This is a genomic window from Rubrivivax gelatinosus IL144 (genome assembly GCF_000284255.1).
GTDB lineage: Bacteria > Pseudomonadota > Gammaproteobacteria > Burkholderiales > Burkholderiaceae_C > Rubrivivax > Rubrivivax gelatinosus_A.
Genome location: NC_017075.1, coordinates 17,949 through 33,461 on the forward strand (window position 1 = coordinate 17,949; position 15,513 = coordinate 33,461).

The following is a 15,513-nucleotide window of genomic DNA, read 5'->3' on the forward strand; positions in this document are numbered from 1 at the left end:
CTTCCTGGGGCCGCGGCTCAGGAGCGCGCGCCCATCTCGACGAGCTGCGGCGCCAGCTCGACGCCCGGCCGCACACGCTGCAGCCCGTTGACGACGACCTGCTCGCCGGCCTTCAGGCCCGAAGCGACGATGCGCAGCCCGCCGACGGACGCGCCCAGCGAGACCTCGCGCCAGCTCGCCTTGTGGTCGGCGCCGACGACCCAGACGAAACGTTTGTTCTGGTCGGTGCCGACCGCCCGTTCGTCGACCAGCAGCGCGCTCTGCGCCTTCGGCTGGCCGAGCTGCAGCTGGGCGAACTGGCCGGGCATCAGCGCGCCGTCGGCGTTGTCGAACACGGCGCGCAGGCGCACCGTGCCGCTCTTCGGATCGACCTGGTTGTCGACCAGCTGCAGCCGGCCCTGGCGCTCGGCGCCGTCGCCACTCATGCGCACCGGGATGCGGTCGATCGCGGCCCGTTTGCCGGGGCCGTCGGGCAGCGTGGCCAGCGCGCGTGTCACCGTCGCCTCGTCGGCGTCGAAGCTGGCGTAGATCGGGTCGACCGAGACCAGCGTCGTCAGCACCGGCGCACCCGGGCCGGCGGCGACCAGGTTGCCCACCGTCACCTCGCGTTTGCCGACACGGCCCGAGACCGGCGCGCGCACCTTGGTGTAGCCGAGGTTGAGCTGCGCCGACTGCAGCGCGGCTTGCGCGGCGCTGAGGTTGGCTTCGGCCTCGCGGGCGGCGTTGTCACGCTCGTCGAAGTCGCGCCGGGCGATGGCCTGCTCGTCCCACAGGCGCTCGGCACGTTCGCGTTCGCCGCGGGCGTAACGCAGCCGGGCTTCGGCCGCCAGCACCTGGGCGCGGGCCCGTTCGACCTCGGCGGCATAAGGCGCCGGGTCGATCGTGAACAGCAGGTCGCCGGCCTTGACCAGCGCACCTTCGCGGAAATGGCTCTCGAGCACGGTGCCCGAGACGCGGGCGCGGATCTCGACGTGTTCGACCGCCTCCAGGCGGCCGGAGAAGGCGGCCCAGGGCACGACCTCCTGCTGCACGACGGCGGCGACGGTGACCGGCATGGCCGGCATCGCCGCGGGCGCGGCTTCGGCGCCGGCATCGTGGGTCACGAGCAGCGCCCCGGCGCCGACGGCGATCGCGGCGACGACGGCGGTGATGGCCAGCGGATGCGGGCGGCGGGAATAGGTGGACAGGAACGACATGGTGGAGTCCTCCAACAGACGACAGGCAGGAACGGCACGGAAAGACCGGCCCCGGCCGCCTCCGTGGAGGCAGCCCGGGATGGGCCACGACGGGCCCGGCGAAAGAGGCGTGAAGCTCAGGCGCTGCGGGCGCCGGGCTCCGGTTCGGCAGGTCCGGCGCGCTTCGTCGAGCGCCGGACGATCGGACAGCAGGCCGCCCGGGTCTCGTCCCGGAAGGCCCGCAAGGCGGCGACCAGCTCGGCCGCCCAGGGGGTTTGCAAGGACGCCAGGCGCGTCAGCGCCTGCGGCCAGCCGGTCGGGGCGGCCAGGCGTTTTTCGTGCACCGTGACGCCGGCCGAGCGCAGCGCGCCGGCGTAGGCCCGGCCTTCGTCGCGCAGCGGGCAGTCGTCGGCGGTGGCGACGAAGGCCGGCGCGACACGCGCCAGCCGGGCGGCGTACAGCGGCGCCGCGTAGGGATGGTCGGCGCGGCCGTCCAGGTAGGCGTGCCAGCCACGCGCGATGCTGCAGTCGGCGCAGCCCTGGCCGGCGGCACGCAGCGAGGCGGTGGCCATGCGCGGGTCCAGCAGCGGCGCCAGCAGCACCTGGCCGGCCAGCGGCAGGCCCTGGTCACGCGCCCACAGCGCCAGGCCGGCGGCGAGGTTGGCGCCGGCTTCCTCGCCGGCCACCCACAGCGTGCTGCCCATGCCGGCCAGCCGGCAGCGCGCCCGGCGCAGCCAGCGCAGCAGCGCCGCGGCGGCCTGCAGCGCCGCCGGGAAAGGCTGTGCCGGCGCCTTCGGGTAGTCCAGCGACGCGACGACACAACCGCTGGCGGCCAGCAGTTGCGCCGCCGGCAGGCCCGAATCCAGATCGCCGCCGATGAAGGCGCCACCCGGCAGGTGCAGCACCAGTGGGCGGCGCTTGGCGCCCGCAGCCGCCTCGTGCAGCCGCACCGCCAGCGGCGCGGCCAGGCCGGCATCGACCTGGAGGTCGCGCCAGGGCGTCGCGGGGAGCAGGGCGAGGGCGTTCATCGGAGGCGGGTGGGGGGTGAAAACGGTAGAAACAGGTGTTCAGCGTTGGGATGAACGATAGGCGTTGCCGAAGGCGGAATAAACTGCCGTCGCTCAGACATAGTTTTTCAGCGGATGAAACAATGCCGCGTCGCCGACGGAGCCGGACGATGGACAAACTCAGCGCCATGCAGGCCTTCACGCGCGTCGTCGAGGCCGGCACCTTCACCAAGGCGGCCGACTCGATGGGCCTGCCCAAGGCCGCGGTCACGCGGCTGATCCAGTCGCTGGAAGAGCAGCTGCAGACGCGGCTGCTGAACCGCACGACACGCCGCGTCACCGTCACGCCCGACGGCGCGGCCTACTACGAGCGTGTCAGCCGCCTGCTCAACGACCTGGACGAACTCGAAGGCTCGCTGACGCATGCGCGCGTGACGCCCAAGGGCCGCATCCGCATCGACGTGCCCTCGTCGGTGGCGCGGCTGCTGCTGATCCCGGCGCTGCCGCGCTTTTGCGAGCAGTACCCGGAGATCCAGATCGACCTGGGCGTCAGCGACCGCCCGGTGGACCTGGTCGGCGACAAGGTCGACTGCGTGCTGCGCGGCGGCGAGATCACCGACCCCTCGCTGGTCGCGCGCCGCGTCGGCTTCTGGCGCTACGTGACCGCCGCCTCGCCCGACTACATCCGCCGCCACGGCCTGCCGCGCCACCCGCGCGAGCTGGAGAGCGGCGAGCACAAGGTCGTCAGCTACTTCTCGGCGCAGACCGGGCGGCACTACCCGTTCGACTTCAACCGCGACGGCGAACGCATCGAGGTGATGGGCCGCTACCGCGTCTCGGTCAACGACGGCAACGCCTACCTGACCTCGGCGATCAACGGGCTGGGCATCGTGCAGATCCCGTACTTCACGCTGCGCCCGCACATGGACGCCGGCGAACTGGTGCCGCTGCTCTGCGACTGGGACAGCGATGCGCTGCCGATGTACATCGTCTACCCGCCCAACCGCCACCTGAGCACCAAGCTGCGCGTGTTCGTCGACTGGGTGGCCGAACTCTTCCTGCGCCACACCGACGCCGAGGAACAGCTGCTCGCCGCCTGCAGCCTGGACGCCGACGGCAACCCGCCGGCGACCTGCGTCGAGCTGTCGGCCTGGTACGAACGCCTCGAGGCCGAGCATCAGGCCTGGAAGTCGGCCCAGGCGGCGACGGCGCAGGCGCTGGCGCCGCTGACGGCGATGGCCGCGTCGCTGTCGACGCCCGCGGTCTGAACGCTCAGCGCCCCAGCAGCCCGCGCGCCCGCAGCCGCTCGCGCTCGTCGGCGAACTCGGCCGCCAGCAGCTGCTCGGCGGCCTGGTGACGCTGCGCTTCGTCGAGGCCGGGCTGGCGCTGCAGGCGTTCGAGTTCGGCGCGCGCGGCGGCGATGCGTTCGCCCCAGCGCGCCTGCGCGGCGAGTTCGTCGGCCAGGCGCTGGCGCGCTGCGGAGTCCAGGCGCGTGGCGTCGATCAGCGCGTCGGCGCTCGCGGTCTGCCAGCCGCTGGCCAGGCGGGCGCGCAGCGCCGCTTCTTCGTCGCCGTAGAACGCGCGCGCCCAGGCCTCGCCCAGCCAATGCACGCGCTGCGCATGGCGCTCGTCGAGCGCGGCGGCGATGCTCTGCGCGTCACCGGCACGCGGCGCCAGGCTGGCCGGCGCGGCGCGCAGGCCCTGGTAGGCCTGCCACAGGCGCTCGACCTCGGCCGCCGCGGCCGCAGGCAGCTCGCGCCGCGCCTGCTCGGTGACCCAGGCGCCGATGGCCTCGGGAGGGGCCTGGCCGTCGAGCTGCAGCGCGTAGTCGAAACGCCGGCGCAGCGCGGCCGAGGGCACGAGGCGGCCGTCGACGACCGGCCCCCAGCCGCCGTCGGGCGTGGTGCCGCGCAAGGCGCTGTGCTCCTGCACCCAGCGCTCGAACTCCGGCGGCACGGCCAGCGTCGCGCGCCAGGCCGGGCGCGCCGCTTCGGCCGGCGCGGCGGGCCGGGCGATAGGTGGAGCCGCCGCAGGCGCCGCTTGCGGGTGGGTCTCGTCCGGCGTGTGCCACAGCAGGCCGAGCGCGAGCACGGCCCCCGTCGCCACGCCGGCGGCGGCCAGACGCAGCGCGCTCACAGCCCGGCCGTCTTCAGACGGTTGGCCTGGCTGCGGTAGAAGGCCACCGGGTCTGACGCGAACAGGTTGCGCAGGCCCAGCGCCTGGTTCACCTCGTCGAGGTGGTTCCAGCCGTAGTCGTCGCGCAGCACCGTGCCCCAGTGCGACGAGCAGCGGCCCACCAGGCCGTCGTTGGCCTCGCCGCTGAAGAAGGCCGACGCCAGCGTCAGGAAGGCGTCGCCGGGGTCGAGCAGGTTGGTGACGACGCTGGTGCCGCCCACCGAGGCGTAACGCACACCGTTGACGACCGCCGCGCCCTGGCCGCAAGGCGACGCGGGCGCGCCTTGCGGGAAACGCGTGTTGAAGGCCGCCGCCCCGGGCGTGTTCAGCGAGGTCAGCGAACCCAGCGCGTCTTGCGGCAGCTGGGCGTTGCCCGAGATCCACGAGATCACGACACCCAGCGCGTTGACGATCGAAGCGACGACGCCGGTCAGCCCGGTGGCTGCGGCCAGCGCCTGGATGCCGTCGGCCACCGGCGAGCCGGTGTGCGGCGAGCCGACCGTCGTCACCGAGGCGACGAGCTCCGGCGCGACGGCGGCGACGTAACGCGCCGTCGGCCCGCCATGGCTGTGGCCGATCAGGTTGAACTTGCTGTAGCCGTAGGCCGCTTTCAGCTGGCGCAGCTGGGCCAGCAGCTGCTCGCCGCGCGCCTCGCTGCTTTCCAGCGCCGAGACCGAAGGCGTGAAGACGACGGCACCGCCCGAGCGCAGCGCCGCCGGCACGCCGTAGAAGTAGTCGACCGGGCCGATGGCGCCGAAACCCAGCATGCCGTGCACCAGCACGATGGGGTAGCGCGTCTGGGTGTAGGTGTCGGCCTGCGCCGCCAACGGCGCCAGCGTCAGGGACAGGGACAGGCTCAGCGCCAGCGCGGCGCAACGGGCGCGGATGCGTCGGGTCATCGTCTCCTCCTGATCTTCTTGGACGCCGCGTGGGAGCGCGGCGAAGACATCACAACCGAGCGCCCGGCCGCTCGGCATCGGGGCTTGCCCGTGGCGCCGGGGCGACTCCCCAGATCGCAGGCGACACGGCGTCGCGCACGGCACACTCGCGGCCGAACGCGACACGCCGTCCCCCGATGAACACCGGCGCCTTCAAGGGCAACAAACGCTTCCTGCCGAGCAAACCCTGCGTGGTCTGCGGCCGGCCCATGGTCTGGCGCCGCGCCTGGGCGAAGAACTGGGACGAGGTGCGCTACTGCTCCGACGCCTGCCGTAAACGCAATAACACGGAGCGCGGCGCATGAGACATCTGGTGCTGGTGCTCGGCGACCAGCTCGACGCCGAAGCCGCGGCCTTCGACGGCTTCGACGCCGCGCAGGACGCGGTCTGGATGGCCGAGGTCGACGAGGAATCGACGCAGGTGCCGTCGAGTCAGCCGCGCACGGCGCTGTTCCTGGCGGCGATGCGCCACTTCGCCCAGGCGCTGCAGGCGGCCGGCCGGCGCGTGCACTACACGCGGCTGGACGACGCCGACAACCGCGGCAGCCTGGCCGGCGAGCTGGACGCCGCGATCGAGCGCCTGCAGCCGCAAGCGCTGGTGATGACCGCGCCCGGCGACCACCGCGTGCTGCGCGCGCTGCAGGCCGTGGCCGCAGCGCGAGGCCTGGCGCTGGAGCTGCGCCCCGACCGCCATTTCTTCTGCACGGTGCGCGAGTTCGCCGCCCACGCGCGCGCCCGGCGCACGCTGCGGCTGGAGTTCTTCTACCGCGAGCAACGCCGCCGCCACGGCGTGCTGATGGACGACGGCGAACCCTGCGGCGGGCGCTGGAACTACGACGCCGACAACCGCGAGGCCTTCGGCCGCGACGGCCCGCCGGCGCACGCCGAGCCGCCGCGTTTCGAGCCCGATGCGATCACGCGCGAGGTGCTGGACCTGGTGCGGCGCCGCTTCGCCGGCCACCCCGGCCGGCTGGACTCCTTCGCCTGGCCGGTGACACGCGAGCAGGCCTTGCACGCGCTGCAGCGTTTCGTCGCCGAGCGCCTGGCCGGCTTCGGCCGCTGGCAGGACGCGCTGTGGCCCGGCGAGCCCTGGCTCTGGCACTCGCAGCTCTCGGCGGCGCTGAATCTCAAGCTGCTGGACCCGCACGAGGTGGTGGCCGCGGCCGAAGCCGCCTACCGCGCCGGCCACGTGCCGCTGGAGAGCGCCGAAGGTTTCATCCGCCAGATCCTCGGCTGGCGCGAGTACGTGCGCGGCGTCTACTGGACGCGCATGCCGGGCTACGCCGAGCTGAACGCCTGGGACGCGCACGAGCCGCTGCCGGCCTTCTACTGGAGCGGCGACACGCCGATGGCCTGCCTGGCCGACGCCATCGGCCAGACGCTGGAGCACGGCTATGCCCACCACATCCAGCGCCTGATGGTCACCGGGCTGTACGCGCTGCTGCTCGGCGTCGAGCCGAAAGAGGTGCACGCCTGGTACCTGGCGGTCTACGTCGACGCCGTCGAATGGGTGGAGCTGCCGAACACGCTGGGCATGAGCCAGAACGCCGACGGCGGCCTGATGGCCAGCAAACCCTATGTCGCCAGCGGCCGCTACATCGAGCGCATGAGCGCCGGCCGCTTGTGCGCCGGCTGCCGCTTCCGCCCCGGCGAACGCATCGGCGACACGGCCTGCCCGTTCACGACGCTGTACTGGGACTTCCTGCTGCGCCACGAGGCGACGCTGGCCACCAACCCGCGGATGGCGATGCCGCTGAAGCACCTGGCGCGCCTGGACGCGGCCGAGCGGGCGCGCATCGGCGACCGTGCGGCGGCGCTGCGTGCCGGCACGGCCGGCGTCTGATCAGACGATCAGCAGCGCGCGGAAGTCGTTGACGTTGGTGTAGCTCGGCCCGGTGACGACGAGGTCGCCCAGGGCCTCGAACAGCGGGAAGCTGTCGTGGCGGTCCAGCCGCTCGGCGGGTTTGAGGCCGGCGGCCGCGGCGCGCGCCAGCGTGTCGGGCGTGACGATGGCGCCGGCGTTGCTCTCGACACCGTCGATGCCGTCGGTATCGGCGGCCAGCACGTGCACGCCGGGCTCGCCCTGCAGCGCCAGCGCGCAGCCGAGCAGGAACTCGCCGGCGCGGCCGCCGCGCCCGCCTTTCGTGCGCACGGTGACGGTGGTCTCGCCACCGGACAGCAGCACGCAGGGCTTGGCGAAAGGATGGCCACGGCGCGCGACGGCGCGTGCCAGCGCCGCATGCACCTTGCCGACCTCGCGGCTCTCGCCTTCGATCTCGTCGCTGAGCACGTGGGCCTCGACGCCGGCCTCGCGCGCCAGCGCGGCGGCGGCTTCCAGGCTCTGCTGCGGCGTCGCGATCAGCTCGACGGCGTGGCCGGCGAAACGCGGGTCGCCGGGCTTGGGCGTCTCGAAGGCGCCGCTCTCCAGCCCGGCGCGTGCCGCCGGCGGCAGCTCGATCGCGTAGCGCCTGCAGATCGCCAGCGCGTCGGCGCAGCTCGTCGCGTCGGGCACCGTCGGGCCGCTGGCGATGACGCCCGGGTCGTCGCCCGGCACGTCGCTGATCAGCAGCGAGCACACCCGCGCCGGCGCCGCCAGCGCCGCCAGCCGCCCGCCCTTGATCGCCGAGAGGTGCTTGCGCACGCAGTTCATCTCGACTATCGACGCGCCACTCAGCAGCAGCGCGCGGTTGACGGCCTGCTTGTCTTCCAGCGTCAGCCCCGGCGCCGGCAGCGACAGCAGCGCCGAGCCACCGCCGGAGACCAGCGCCAGCACCAGGTCGTCCGGCCCCAGGCCCTGCACCAGCGTGGCGATGCGTGCCGCGGCGGCGCGGCCGGCGGCGTCGGGCACCGGGTGGGCGGCCTCGACGACCTCGATGCGGCCGCCACGGGCGCGGTAGGCCGGCGGCACGTGCTCGTAGCGCGTGACGACCAGCCCCGACAGCGGCGCCTCGGCCGGCCAGGCGGCGTCGAGCGCGGCGGCCATCGCCCCGCCCGCCTTGCCGGCGCCGACGACGACGGTGCGCCCGTGCGGCGGCGGCGGCAGGTGCGCCGCCAGCACCTGCCCGGGCAGTGCACGCTGCACGGCGGCGTCGTAGAGCGCACGCAGGAAGGCGCGGGGGGCCAGGCGGGAGTCGGGCAGGGCAGGCATCACGCCAGCTTATCGGACCGGCCGGCAGCGCGGCCGGGCATCGCCTATGCTCGCCGCCCGTTCCCCCCGTTGCCTGATGAGCGCCTTGCATTCCGCCACCGCCCCCGACGACACCCGCATCACGCGCCTGCCCAACGGCGTGCGCGTCGTGACGATCCGCATGCCGCACGTGCACACCGCCAGCATCGGCGTCTTCGTGCGCAGCGGCAGCGCACACGAATCGAAGCTGGACAACGGCATCAGCCACTTCGTCGAGCACATGGTGTTCAAGGGCACGCTGATGCGCGACGCACGCCGCATCAACCTCGACGCCGAACGCCTGGGCGCCGAGGTCAACGCCCACACCGACAAGGACCACACCGGCTACACGATGCACGGCCGGCCGGCCGACGTGCCGCAGCTGGTCGAGATGCTCGCCGACCTGGTGCGCCACCCAACCTTCCCCGCCGACGAGCTGGAGCGCGAGCGCCAGGTGCTGCTGCACGAGTGCACCGAGGACGAGGACGACCCGCTGTCGACCGCGTTCAAGCTCTTCGACAAGGCCTGCTGGGGCCCGCACGCGCTGGCCCAGTCGGTCATCGGCCCGCGGCGCAACATCGAACGTTTCGGCCGCGACGCGCTGGTCGACTACCTGCGCCGCCAGTACACCGGCGCCAACGTCGTCGTCGGCGCCGCCGGCGACATCGACGTGCCGGCCTTCGAGGCCGCCGTCGAGGCCGCCTTCGGCACGATGGACTCCGGCCACGAGAACCTCGTCGCCGCGCCGGTCTACGCCGGCGGCGTGGCGACCAAGCGCCTGTCGGGCAGCAGCCAGGCGCACCTGGTGCTCGGGTTCCCGCTGCCCGGGCTGGCCGCGCAGGACCCGGCCGGCGTGCTGGCCGCCGCCGTCTTCGGCGAAGGCATGAGCTCGCCGCTGATGGACCGCATCCGCGAGCAGCGCGGCCTGGCCTACTACACCGCCTGCTCGGCCGACGTGCTCGACATCGCCGGCCAGTTCGTCGTGGAGGCCTCGACCTCGCCCGGGCAGATCGACGAGCTGCTGGCCGAGACGCTGGCGCTGCTGAAGGCCCAGGCGCAGCAGGTCGCCGACGAGGACCTGGAGCGCGGCAAGGCCCAGCTCGCGGTGCGCCGGCTGCGCGCCCACGAGCGCCCCTACCGGCGCCTGGAAGACGCGGTGCTGGACCTCTACGCCACCGGCAGCGTCTGCGACACGCGCACCTGGTGCGCGCGCATCGACGCCGTGCCGGCCGAGACCGTGCGCGCGGCTTTCGCGCGCATGCTGGCCGCCGGGCCGACGATCGCCTTGTCGGGCGAGCTGCCGCGCGCCGCCGGCGAACGCGTGCGTTCGCTGCTCGCCGCAGCCTGAACCGGCGTCAGCGCGCCGGGTAGCGGCGCAGCGTGCGGTAGCCGCCGGCCGACTGCACCAGCGTGCAGGCCTCGGCGGTCCAACGGCAGGCCAGCGGCTCGGCCGGCGGCACGGCGCCTTCGGCATCGCGCGCCAGCGTCAGATGCGGCTTGTAGGGCCGGCGCTCGACCGGCAGCGCCAAGGCCTGCAGCGCCTCGGCCAGGCGGCCGTGCAGGGCGGTCAGCGCCTGCGGCACCGTCTCCGGCATCGCCAGCGCGAGCCCGCCGCGCCACAGCGCGGGCCGGCTGAAACCCGGTTCGAAAGGCTCGAAAGCCACCGCCAGCCCGTCGGCGACGGCGGCGATGCGCGCCGTCGGCACCTGGCCGATGAAATGCAGCGTCAGGTGCAGGCGATCAGGCGCCGTCAGGCGGGCACCGCGTGGCCACTGCCAGCGGCGCTGCCAGTCGACGAGCGCCTCACGCGCCGCAGCGTCGGGCCAGACGGCGAGAAACAGCCGCGCCGTCGGCTCGGCGGCCATCGCCGTGCGCCGTGTCAGCGCTTGGGCGGGCGGCCCTGGCCTTCGGGCCGCGGGCCGCGTTCGCCACGCGGGCCTTGCGGCCGTGCGCCGTCGCGGCGCGGACCGGGGCCACGTTCGCCGTCACGGCGCGGGCCACGGTCGGGGCGCGGGCCGCCGGGACGCGCTTCGCGCGGCGGCATCGGCGGGCGTTCGGCGCGTTCGCGGCGGGCCTGCTCGAGCACCGCCTCGAGTTCGGCCTCGGCGATGCCCTTGAGCGCGCAGAAGTTGGCCGGGGTCAGCGTCGTCGTCTCGAAGGCGCGCAGCAGCCCGGCGCGGTCGCGGCGGGCCTCGTGGTCGGCCTGCTGCTGGCGGCGCGCCTCGGCGTCGGCGGCGCGGGCGGCAGCCCGTTCGGCGGCACGGCGCTGCTCGTGCACGCCGCGGCGGCGCGCGATCTCGGCGGCGGCCAGCTCGCGGTGCTCGGCGCTCAGCTCGCCGGCCGGCTGGCCGTCGAGGTCGAAACGCTGCTCGGCCTTCACCAGCGCCGACAGGTAGGCGTTGGACGTCGTGTAGCGGTGCAGGAAGACCGACAGCGTGCGCCGCGTGAAGATCCCCGGCGCACGGGCCTGGATGTCGGCCTGGATGCGCAGCTTCAGCGGCTTGGGCGGCGGCGCGAACAGCGCCGGGAACAGCTCGGCCAGGCGCGCGGCGCATTCGGCCGGCGACAGCTCCGCCGCACGCGGGGCGGCCTCGGCCGGCTCGGCCGCGGGCTCGACAGCCGTCTCGGGCGTCTCGGCCGTCTCAGGAGGAACGGACGCCGCGCCAGGTTCGGGCAGGGTTTGATCGTCGTCAGGCATGGAACACAGCGCGGAAAAGGTTGGGGATTGTCGCCGCAGCAGAGGACCTGTGGGCGCCGCTGGCGCAAGCCGGGGCGATTTCGCACACCGGCGCGTCGCTACAGTCGCCGTTCAGCCTCCCCGGAGCCCACGATGAAGCCTCTCCGTTTCGTCCGCTCGTTCAGCGCCGTGGCCCTGCTGTGCGCCACCGCCGCGCTGGCGCAGCCGCGTTTCGACTTCGATCGCACGCCGGGCACGCTGCCCAAGACGGTGCTGCCGTCGCGCTACACGATCACGCTCGATCTGGACCCCGCGGCCGAACGCTTCAGCGGCCGGGCGGCGATCGATCTACGGCTGCGCCGCACGGTGCCCGAGATCGTGCTGCACGCCTACAAGCTGCAGCCCCGCGGCGCGACGCTGAAAGCCGGCGGCCACGAACGGGTGCTCGAGGTGCAGGCCGACGAGACCCGCCAGACCTGGCGCCTGGTGCCGGCGGACGGCAAGCCGCTGCCCGCGGGCCGGGCGACGCTGGTGCTGGCCTGGGACGGCGAGGTGCAGCGCACCGACTCGGGCCTGTACCGCGCGCCCTACGGCGGCGGCGCCCCGGGCGCGATGCTGGCGACCCAGCTCGAAGCCGTCTTCGCGCGCATGGTGTTCCCGGCCTTCGACGAACCGTCGTTCCGCGCGGTGTTCGAACTCGCGGTGCGCACGCCCGAAGGCGTGGAGGTCGTGTCCAACACCGCCGAACGCAGCGTCGTCGCCGACGGCGGGCAGCGGCTGCACCGCTTCGCGCCGACGCCGCCGATGCCCAGCTACCTCGTGGCGCTTGCCGCCGGGCGCTTCGACGCGCTGGCCGGGCGCGCGGCCGGCGTGCCGCTGCGCATCCTCACCGCGCCGGGCAAGGCGGCGCAGGGCGCCTATGCGCTGGAAGTCACCGAGCGTGTGCTGCCGTTCTACAGCGCCTACTTCGGCCAGCCCTACGCGCTGCCCAAGCTGGACCAGCTGGCGGTGCCGAGCACACGTTTCGGCGCGATGGAGGACTGGGGGCTGATCTCCTACGCCGAGAACACGCTGTTGTTCGACCCGGCGCGCAGCGACGCGAGAACGCGCCAGCGTGTGTTCTCGATCGTCGCCCACGAGGTCGCGCACCAATGGTTCGGCAACCTCGTCACCGCCGCGTCCTGGGAGGAGATCTGGCTCAACGAAGCCTTCGCCACCTGGATGGCCGAGAAGGCGACCGAACGTTTCAACCCCGACTGGAACATCGCACTGCGCCGCCGCGAGCCGATCGACGACGCGATGACACGCGACGCCGGCAGCGCCACACGCGCGATCCGTTCCGGCGCGGTGCCCGAGGACCGGGTCTTCGACGTCTTCGACGACATCACCTACGTCAAGGGCGGGGCGGTGCTGGCGATGCTGGAACAGTGGATCGGCGCGCAGGCTTTCCGCCAGGGGCTGGCCGCCTACATGGCCGAACGCCGCTTCTCCAACGCCACCGCCGGCGACCTCTGGCACCACATCGGCCGGGCTTCGGGGCGCGACGTGCGCGCGGTCGCGGCGAGCTGGACCGACCAGCCGGGTTTCCCGCTGGTTCAGGCCGACAGCCGCTGCGAGAACGGCCGCACGCGCCTGGCGCTGAGCCAGCGCCGCTTCGGCTTCGACGGCGAGCAGGCACCCGGCCTGTGGAAGCTGCCGCTGGTGGTGCAGCACGGCGGCCGCACGCACACGCTGCTGCTCGAGCAGGCGCAGGCCGCCACCACGCTGCCGGGCTGCCCGGCCACGCCGACGCTGCTGAACCCGGGTGGCCAGGGCTTCTACCGTGTCGCCTACACGCCGGCCTGGCATGCCGCGCTGGTGGCGCGTTTCGCCGAGCTGCCCGGCACCGCCCAGGCGACGCTGCTGGCCGATACGCTGGCGCTGGCGCAGGCCGGCCGGCTGCCGATGAGTTCGCTGCTGGATCTGCTGGCGCAGCTGCCGGCGGTCCAGGGCCCGGCGCGCCCGGCGCTCTACGCCCAGGCGCGGGCGGCCCTCGAGTTCCTGGCCCAGAGCCTGCGCGGCAGCCCGGCAGAGGGCGCGCTGCACTCCGCGGCACGCGCGCTGTTCGCCCCCGAGCTGGCCGCGCTGGGCTGGAACCCGCGGGCCGGCGAAGACAGCGAAACCGAGCAGCTGCGCAACGCCCTGATCAGCGACCTCGCGGCCTACGGCGACGAGGCGGTGATCGCCCGTGCCCGCGAGCTCTTCGACGCCGACCTCGCCGGCCGGGCGGCGCTGCCGCCGGCGATCCGCCGGGGCGTCATCGGCGCCGTCGGCCGGCACGCGGACGAAACCCGCTTCAGGCAGCTGTTGCAGCGGCTGGATGCGGCGACGAACGAGGAAGACCGCTGGCTCTACGCCGCGGCCGCCGCCAGCGTGCCCGACGCGGCGCTGGCGCGCCGGCTGCTGGCCCGTGCCCTGGACGGCACGCTGCCGGCCAACATCGCGACGACGCTGCCGCAGATGGTCGGCGAGGCGCCGGGCCACGAAGACCTGGCCTACGCCTTCGTCGTCGCCGAGTTCGCGCGCCTGGGCGAACTGGCCGGGCCGATGTTCGGCGCCCGCGGCTGGCTGCTGCCGGGCACGGTGTCGGCCTCGGCCGACGCCGAAGTCGCCCGGCGCCTGCTGGCCGACCAGCAGCGGCTGGTCGGCGACCCCGGCGCGGCGACCGCAGCCCGCGTGGCCTCGCGCATCACGCTGCGGGCGCAGGTGCGCGCCGCCGAGGCACAGCGGCTGGCGCCGTCGCTGCAGGCGCTGGCGGCCCGGCTGGCGCGCGGCTGATCAGGCAGCGGCGTCGCCGAGCACGACGCGGTTCTTGCCGGCGGCCTTGGCGCGCAGGCAGGCGCGCCCGGCGCGGTCGACCAGCGCCACGGGCGAGTCGTCGCCCGGCGCCGTCATCGCGACGCCGACGCTGACGGTGACCGAGACCGGACGGCCGTCGGTGGCCTCGAAACGATGGCCGCCGACCGCCGCCCGGATGCGCTCCATCACCGTCACCGCGGCCTCGGCCGTGGTGTCGGGCAGCACGACGCAGAACTCCTCGCCGCCGTAGCGTGCCAGCCAGTCCACCAGACGCACGTTGCCGCCGGCCAGCGCCGCGAACTCGCGCAGCACGCCGTCGCCCGAGGGCCAGCCGAAGTTGGCGTTGATGCCGTGGAAATCGTCGATGTCCAGCAGCGCCAGCGCCAGCGGCCGGCCGCTGCGATGCGCCTGCGACACCTCGCGCGCCAGGCGCTCGTCGAAGTAGCGCCGGTTGTGGGCGCCGGTCAGCGCGTCCTGCAAGGCCTGGCGCCGTGCGCCTTCGACCAGGCGCCGGCCCATGTCGCCGACGATGCGCGCCAGGCGGTCGCTGAAGACCTTGGTGACCTCGTTGAAGCGGTCGAGGTCGGCATCGATGTCGGGTGCGACATAACCGCCGGCCGCGGTCTCGAAACACATCAGGCGGTTGCGGCCGGCGCCCTTGGCCTCGTACATCGCGGCGTCGGCCTGGCGCATGACCTCGCTCTCGGTGAAATGCGGCCGCAGCACCGTCATGCCTGCGCTGGCGGTGAGCACGACGCTGCGGCCGGCAGACGGCACCTCGATCGGCACCGACAGGCGCTTGAGCAGCGCATGCGCGTCGTTGACCAGGGTCTGCAGGTCGTAACGCGACAGCAGCAGCACGAACTCGTCGCCGCCGACGCGGCCGATCGAGTCCTCTGGCGAGGCCCCGGCGGCGAGCAGCTCGGCGGCGCTGCGCAGCAGCTGGTCGCCGACGGCATGGCCGAATTCGTCGTTGAGCAGGCGGAAGCGGTCCAGGTCCAGCCGCACCAGGCCGCGCACCTCGCCGGGCAGCATCTCCTCCAGCACCTTGCGCAGGCGCAGGCCGAAGGCACGGCGGTTGAGCAGCCCGGTGACGGCGTCGCGGTGCAGCCAGGCCGAGTCGCGCTCGCGGCGGATCAGCCGTTCCAGGCGCGCCGCGACGTGCTGCGGCGCCTGCGGCAGGCGCACGACTTCGTCGCGCAGGTCGCAGACCTCCAGCGCGACGGCTTCGGCGGCCTCGTCGTGGGCCAGCACCAGCGTCGGCCGGCGATCGGCGGCGCAGGCCAGGCGCAGCGTGGCCTCGTCGGCCAGCGACGCGGTCGGCAGTACCCGCAGATCGGCCGCGAGCCGTGATGCGGCGGCCAGGCTCTGTTCGATGACGGTGTAGCCCGCCTTGCGCAAATCCGCCGCCGCGATATCCGCTTGGCTGGCGTCGTCCGGAACGATCCAGACGATGGTTTCCGGTCCCATCTGTCCTCCCGGGATGGCGGGCCTCATGCATACGATGCATGAAACACCCGGGTGATCCATCCCCCGA

General features: G+C 74.0%; 12 protein-coding genes and 1 pseudogene. 5 read left to right on the top strand and 8 right to left on the bottom strand.

Annotated elements, in window-relative coordinates; all coding sequences use genetic code 11:
• Positions 1-17: 17 nt before the first annotated feature.
• Positions 18-1,196 (bottom strand): efflux RND transporter periplasmic adaptor subunit, encoded by a 1,179-nt coding sequence (locus RGE_RS00075; RefSeq protein WP_043783622.1) that lies wholly within the window; start codon positions 1,194-1,196, stop codon positions 18-20.
• A gap of 116 nt (positions 1,197-1,312) precedes the next feature.
• Positions 1,313-2,203 carry an alpha/beta hydrolase fold domain-containing protein gene (locus tag RGE_RS00080; protein ID WP_014426254.1) on the bottom strand — a complete coding sequence of 297 codons (891 nt, stop codon included), beginning with the start codon at positions 2,201-2,203 and terminating at the stop codon, positions 1,313-1,315.
• 149 nt (positions 2,204-2,352) lie between these two features.
• Here RGE_RS00080 and RGE_RS00085 point away from each other — a divergent pair.
• A pseudogene (locus RGE_RS00085) lies at positions 2,353-3,249 on the top strand (LysR substrate-binding domain-containing protein); the annotation flags it as partial.
• A gap of 205 nt (positions 3,250-3,454) precedes the next feature.
• On the opposite strand, the gene RGE_RS00090 reads toward RGE_RS00085, so the two are convergent.
• Together RGE_RS00090 and RGE_RS00095 are read right to left on the bottom strand one after the other, a co-directional pair.
• Positions 3,455-4,318 (bottom strand): lipase secretion chaperone, encoded by an 864-nt coding sequence (locus RGE_RS00090; RefSeq protein WP_014426256.1) that lies wholly within the window; start codon positions 4,316-4,318, stop codon positions 3,455-3,457.
• Entirely contained in the window at positions 4,315-5,256 is a 942-nt protein-coding gene (locus RGE_RS00095; RefSeq protein ID WP_014426257.1) for an esterase/lipase family protein, read from the bottom strand. Before RGE_RS00095 ends, RGE_RS00090 begins: the two co-directional genes overlap by 4 nt.
• Before the next feature lie 176 nt (positions 5,257-5,432).
• On the opposite strand from RGE_RS00095, the gene RGE_RS23455 reads away from it, so the two are divergent.
• The gene (locus RGE_RS23455; protein ID WP_014426258.1) at positions 5,433-5,600 is read left to right on the top strand and encodes a DUF2256 domain-containing protein; all 168 of its coding nucleotides are present in this window, start codon (positions 5,433-5,435) and stop codon (positions 5,598-5,600) included.
• Positions 5,597-7,138: a cryptochrome/photolyase family protein gene (locus RGE_RS00100; protein ID WP_043783627.1), complete on the top strand. Its 1,542-nt coding sequence runs from the start codon at positions 5,597-5,599 to the stop codon at positions 7,136-7,138. Before RGE_RS23455 ends, RGE_RS00100 begins: the two co-directional genes overlap by 4 nt.
• On the opposite strand, the gene RGE_RS00105 is transcribed toward RGE_RS00100, so the two are convergent.
• Positions 7,139-8,443 carry a glycerate kinase type-2 family protein gene (locus RGE_RS00105; protein WP_014426260.1) on the bottom strand — a complete coding sequence of 435 codons (1,305 nt, stop codon included), beginning with the start codon at positions 8,441-8,443 and terminating at the stop codon, positions 7,139-7,141.
• A 76-nt stretch (positions 8,444-8,519) separates the two neighbouring features.
• Between RGE_RS00105 and RGE_RS00110 the strand changes: the two genes are divergently transcribed.
• A complete protein-coding gene (locus RGE_RS00110) occupies positions 8,520-9,809 on the top strand; it encodes a M16 family metallopeptidase (RefSeq protein ID WP_052310943.1) in 1,290 nt (429 codons plus the stop codon).
• 7 nt (positions 9,810-9,816) lie between these two features.
• Here the strand turns inward: RGE_RS00110 and thpR are convergent, their stop codons facing one another.
• Positions 9,817-10,326, bottom strand: a complete 510-nt coding sequence (gene thpR, locus RGE_RS00115) for an RNA 2',3'-cyclic phosphodiesterase (protein WP_014426262.1) — start codon at positions 10,324-10,326, stop codon at positions 9,817-9,819.
• Between the two features lie 14 nt (positions 10,327-10,340).
• Entirely contained in the window at positions 10,341-11,159 is an 819-nt protein-coding gene (locus tag RGE_RS00120) for a ProQ/FinO family protein (protein WP_014426263.1), read from the bottom strand.
• 132 nt (positions 11,160-11,291) lie between these two features.
• Here RGE_RS00120 and RGE_RS00125 point away from each other — a divergent pair, with 132 nt between their 5' ends.
• Complete coding sequence (locus RGE_RS00125) at positions 11,292-13,955, top strand: M1 family metallopeptidase (RefSeq protein WP_014426264.1); 2,664 nt, start codon at positions 11,292-11,294, stop codon at positions 13,953-13,955.
• Here the strand turns inward: RGE_RS00125 and RGE_RS00130 are convergent, their stop codons facing one another.
• Positions 13,956-15,446, bottom strand: a complete 1,491-nt coding sequence (locus tag RGE_RS00130) for a diguanylate cyclase (RefSeq protein ID WP_014426265.1) — start codon at positions 15,444-15,446, stop codon at positions 13,956-13,958.
• Positions 15,447-15,513 lie beyond the last annotated feature (67 nt).

Bases quoted from the DNA above. Each gene is read 5' to 3' on its own strand.
- RGE_RS00075 (WP_043783622.1), bottom strand. From the start codon at position 1,196: ATGTCGTTCCTGTCCACCTATTCCCGCCGCCCGCATCCGCTGGCCATC.
- RGE_RS00080 (WP_014426254.1), bottom strand. From the start codon at position 2,203: ATGAACGCCCTCGCCCTGCTCCCCGCGACGCCCTGGCGCGACCTCCAG.
- RGE_RS00095 (WP_014426257.1), bottom strand. From the start codon at position 5,256: ATGACCCGACGCATCCGCGCCCGTTGCGCCGCGCTGGCGCTGAGCCTG.
- RGE_RS23455 (WP_014426258.1), top strand. From the start codon at position 5,433: ATGAACACCGGCGCCTTCAAGGGCAACAAACGCTTCCTGCCGAGCAAA.
- RGE_RS00100 (WP_043783627.1), top strand. From the start codon at position 5,597: ATGAGACATCTGGTGCTGGTGCTCGGCGACCAGCTCGACGCCGAAGCC.
- RGE_RS00105 (WP_014426260.1), bottom strand. From the start codon at position 8,443: ATGCCTGCCCTGCCCGACTCCCGCCTGGCCCCCCGCGCCTTCCTGCGT.
- RGE_RS00110 (WP_052310943.1), top strand. From the start codon at position 8,520: ATGAGCGCCTTGCATTCCGCCACCGCCCCCGACGACACCCGCATCACG.
- thpR (WP_014426262.1), bottom strand. From the start codon at position 10,326: ATGGCCGCCGAGCCGACGGCGCGGCTGTTTCTCGCCGTCTGGCCCGAC.
- RGE_RS00120 (WP_014426263.1), bottom strand. From the start codon at position 11,159: ATGCCTGACGACGATCAAACCCTGCCCGAACCTGGCGCGGCGTCCGTT.
- RGE_RS00125 (WP_014426264.1), top strand. From the start codon at position 11,292: ATGAAGCCTCTCCGTTTCGTCCGCTCGTTCAGCGCCGTGGCCCTGCTG.
- RGE_RS00130 (WP_014426265.1), bottom strand. From the start codon at position 15,446: ATGGGACCGGAAACCATCGTCTGGATCGTTCCGGACGACGCCAGCCAA.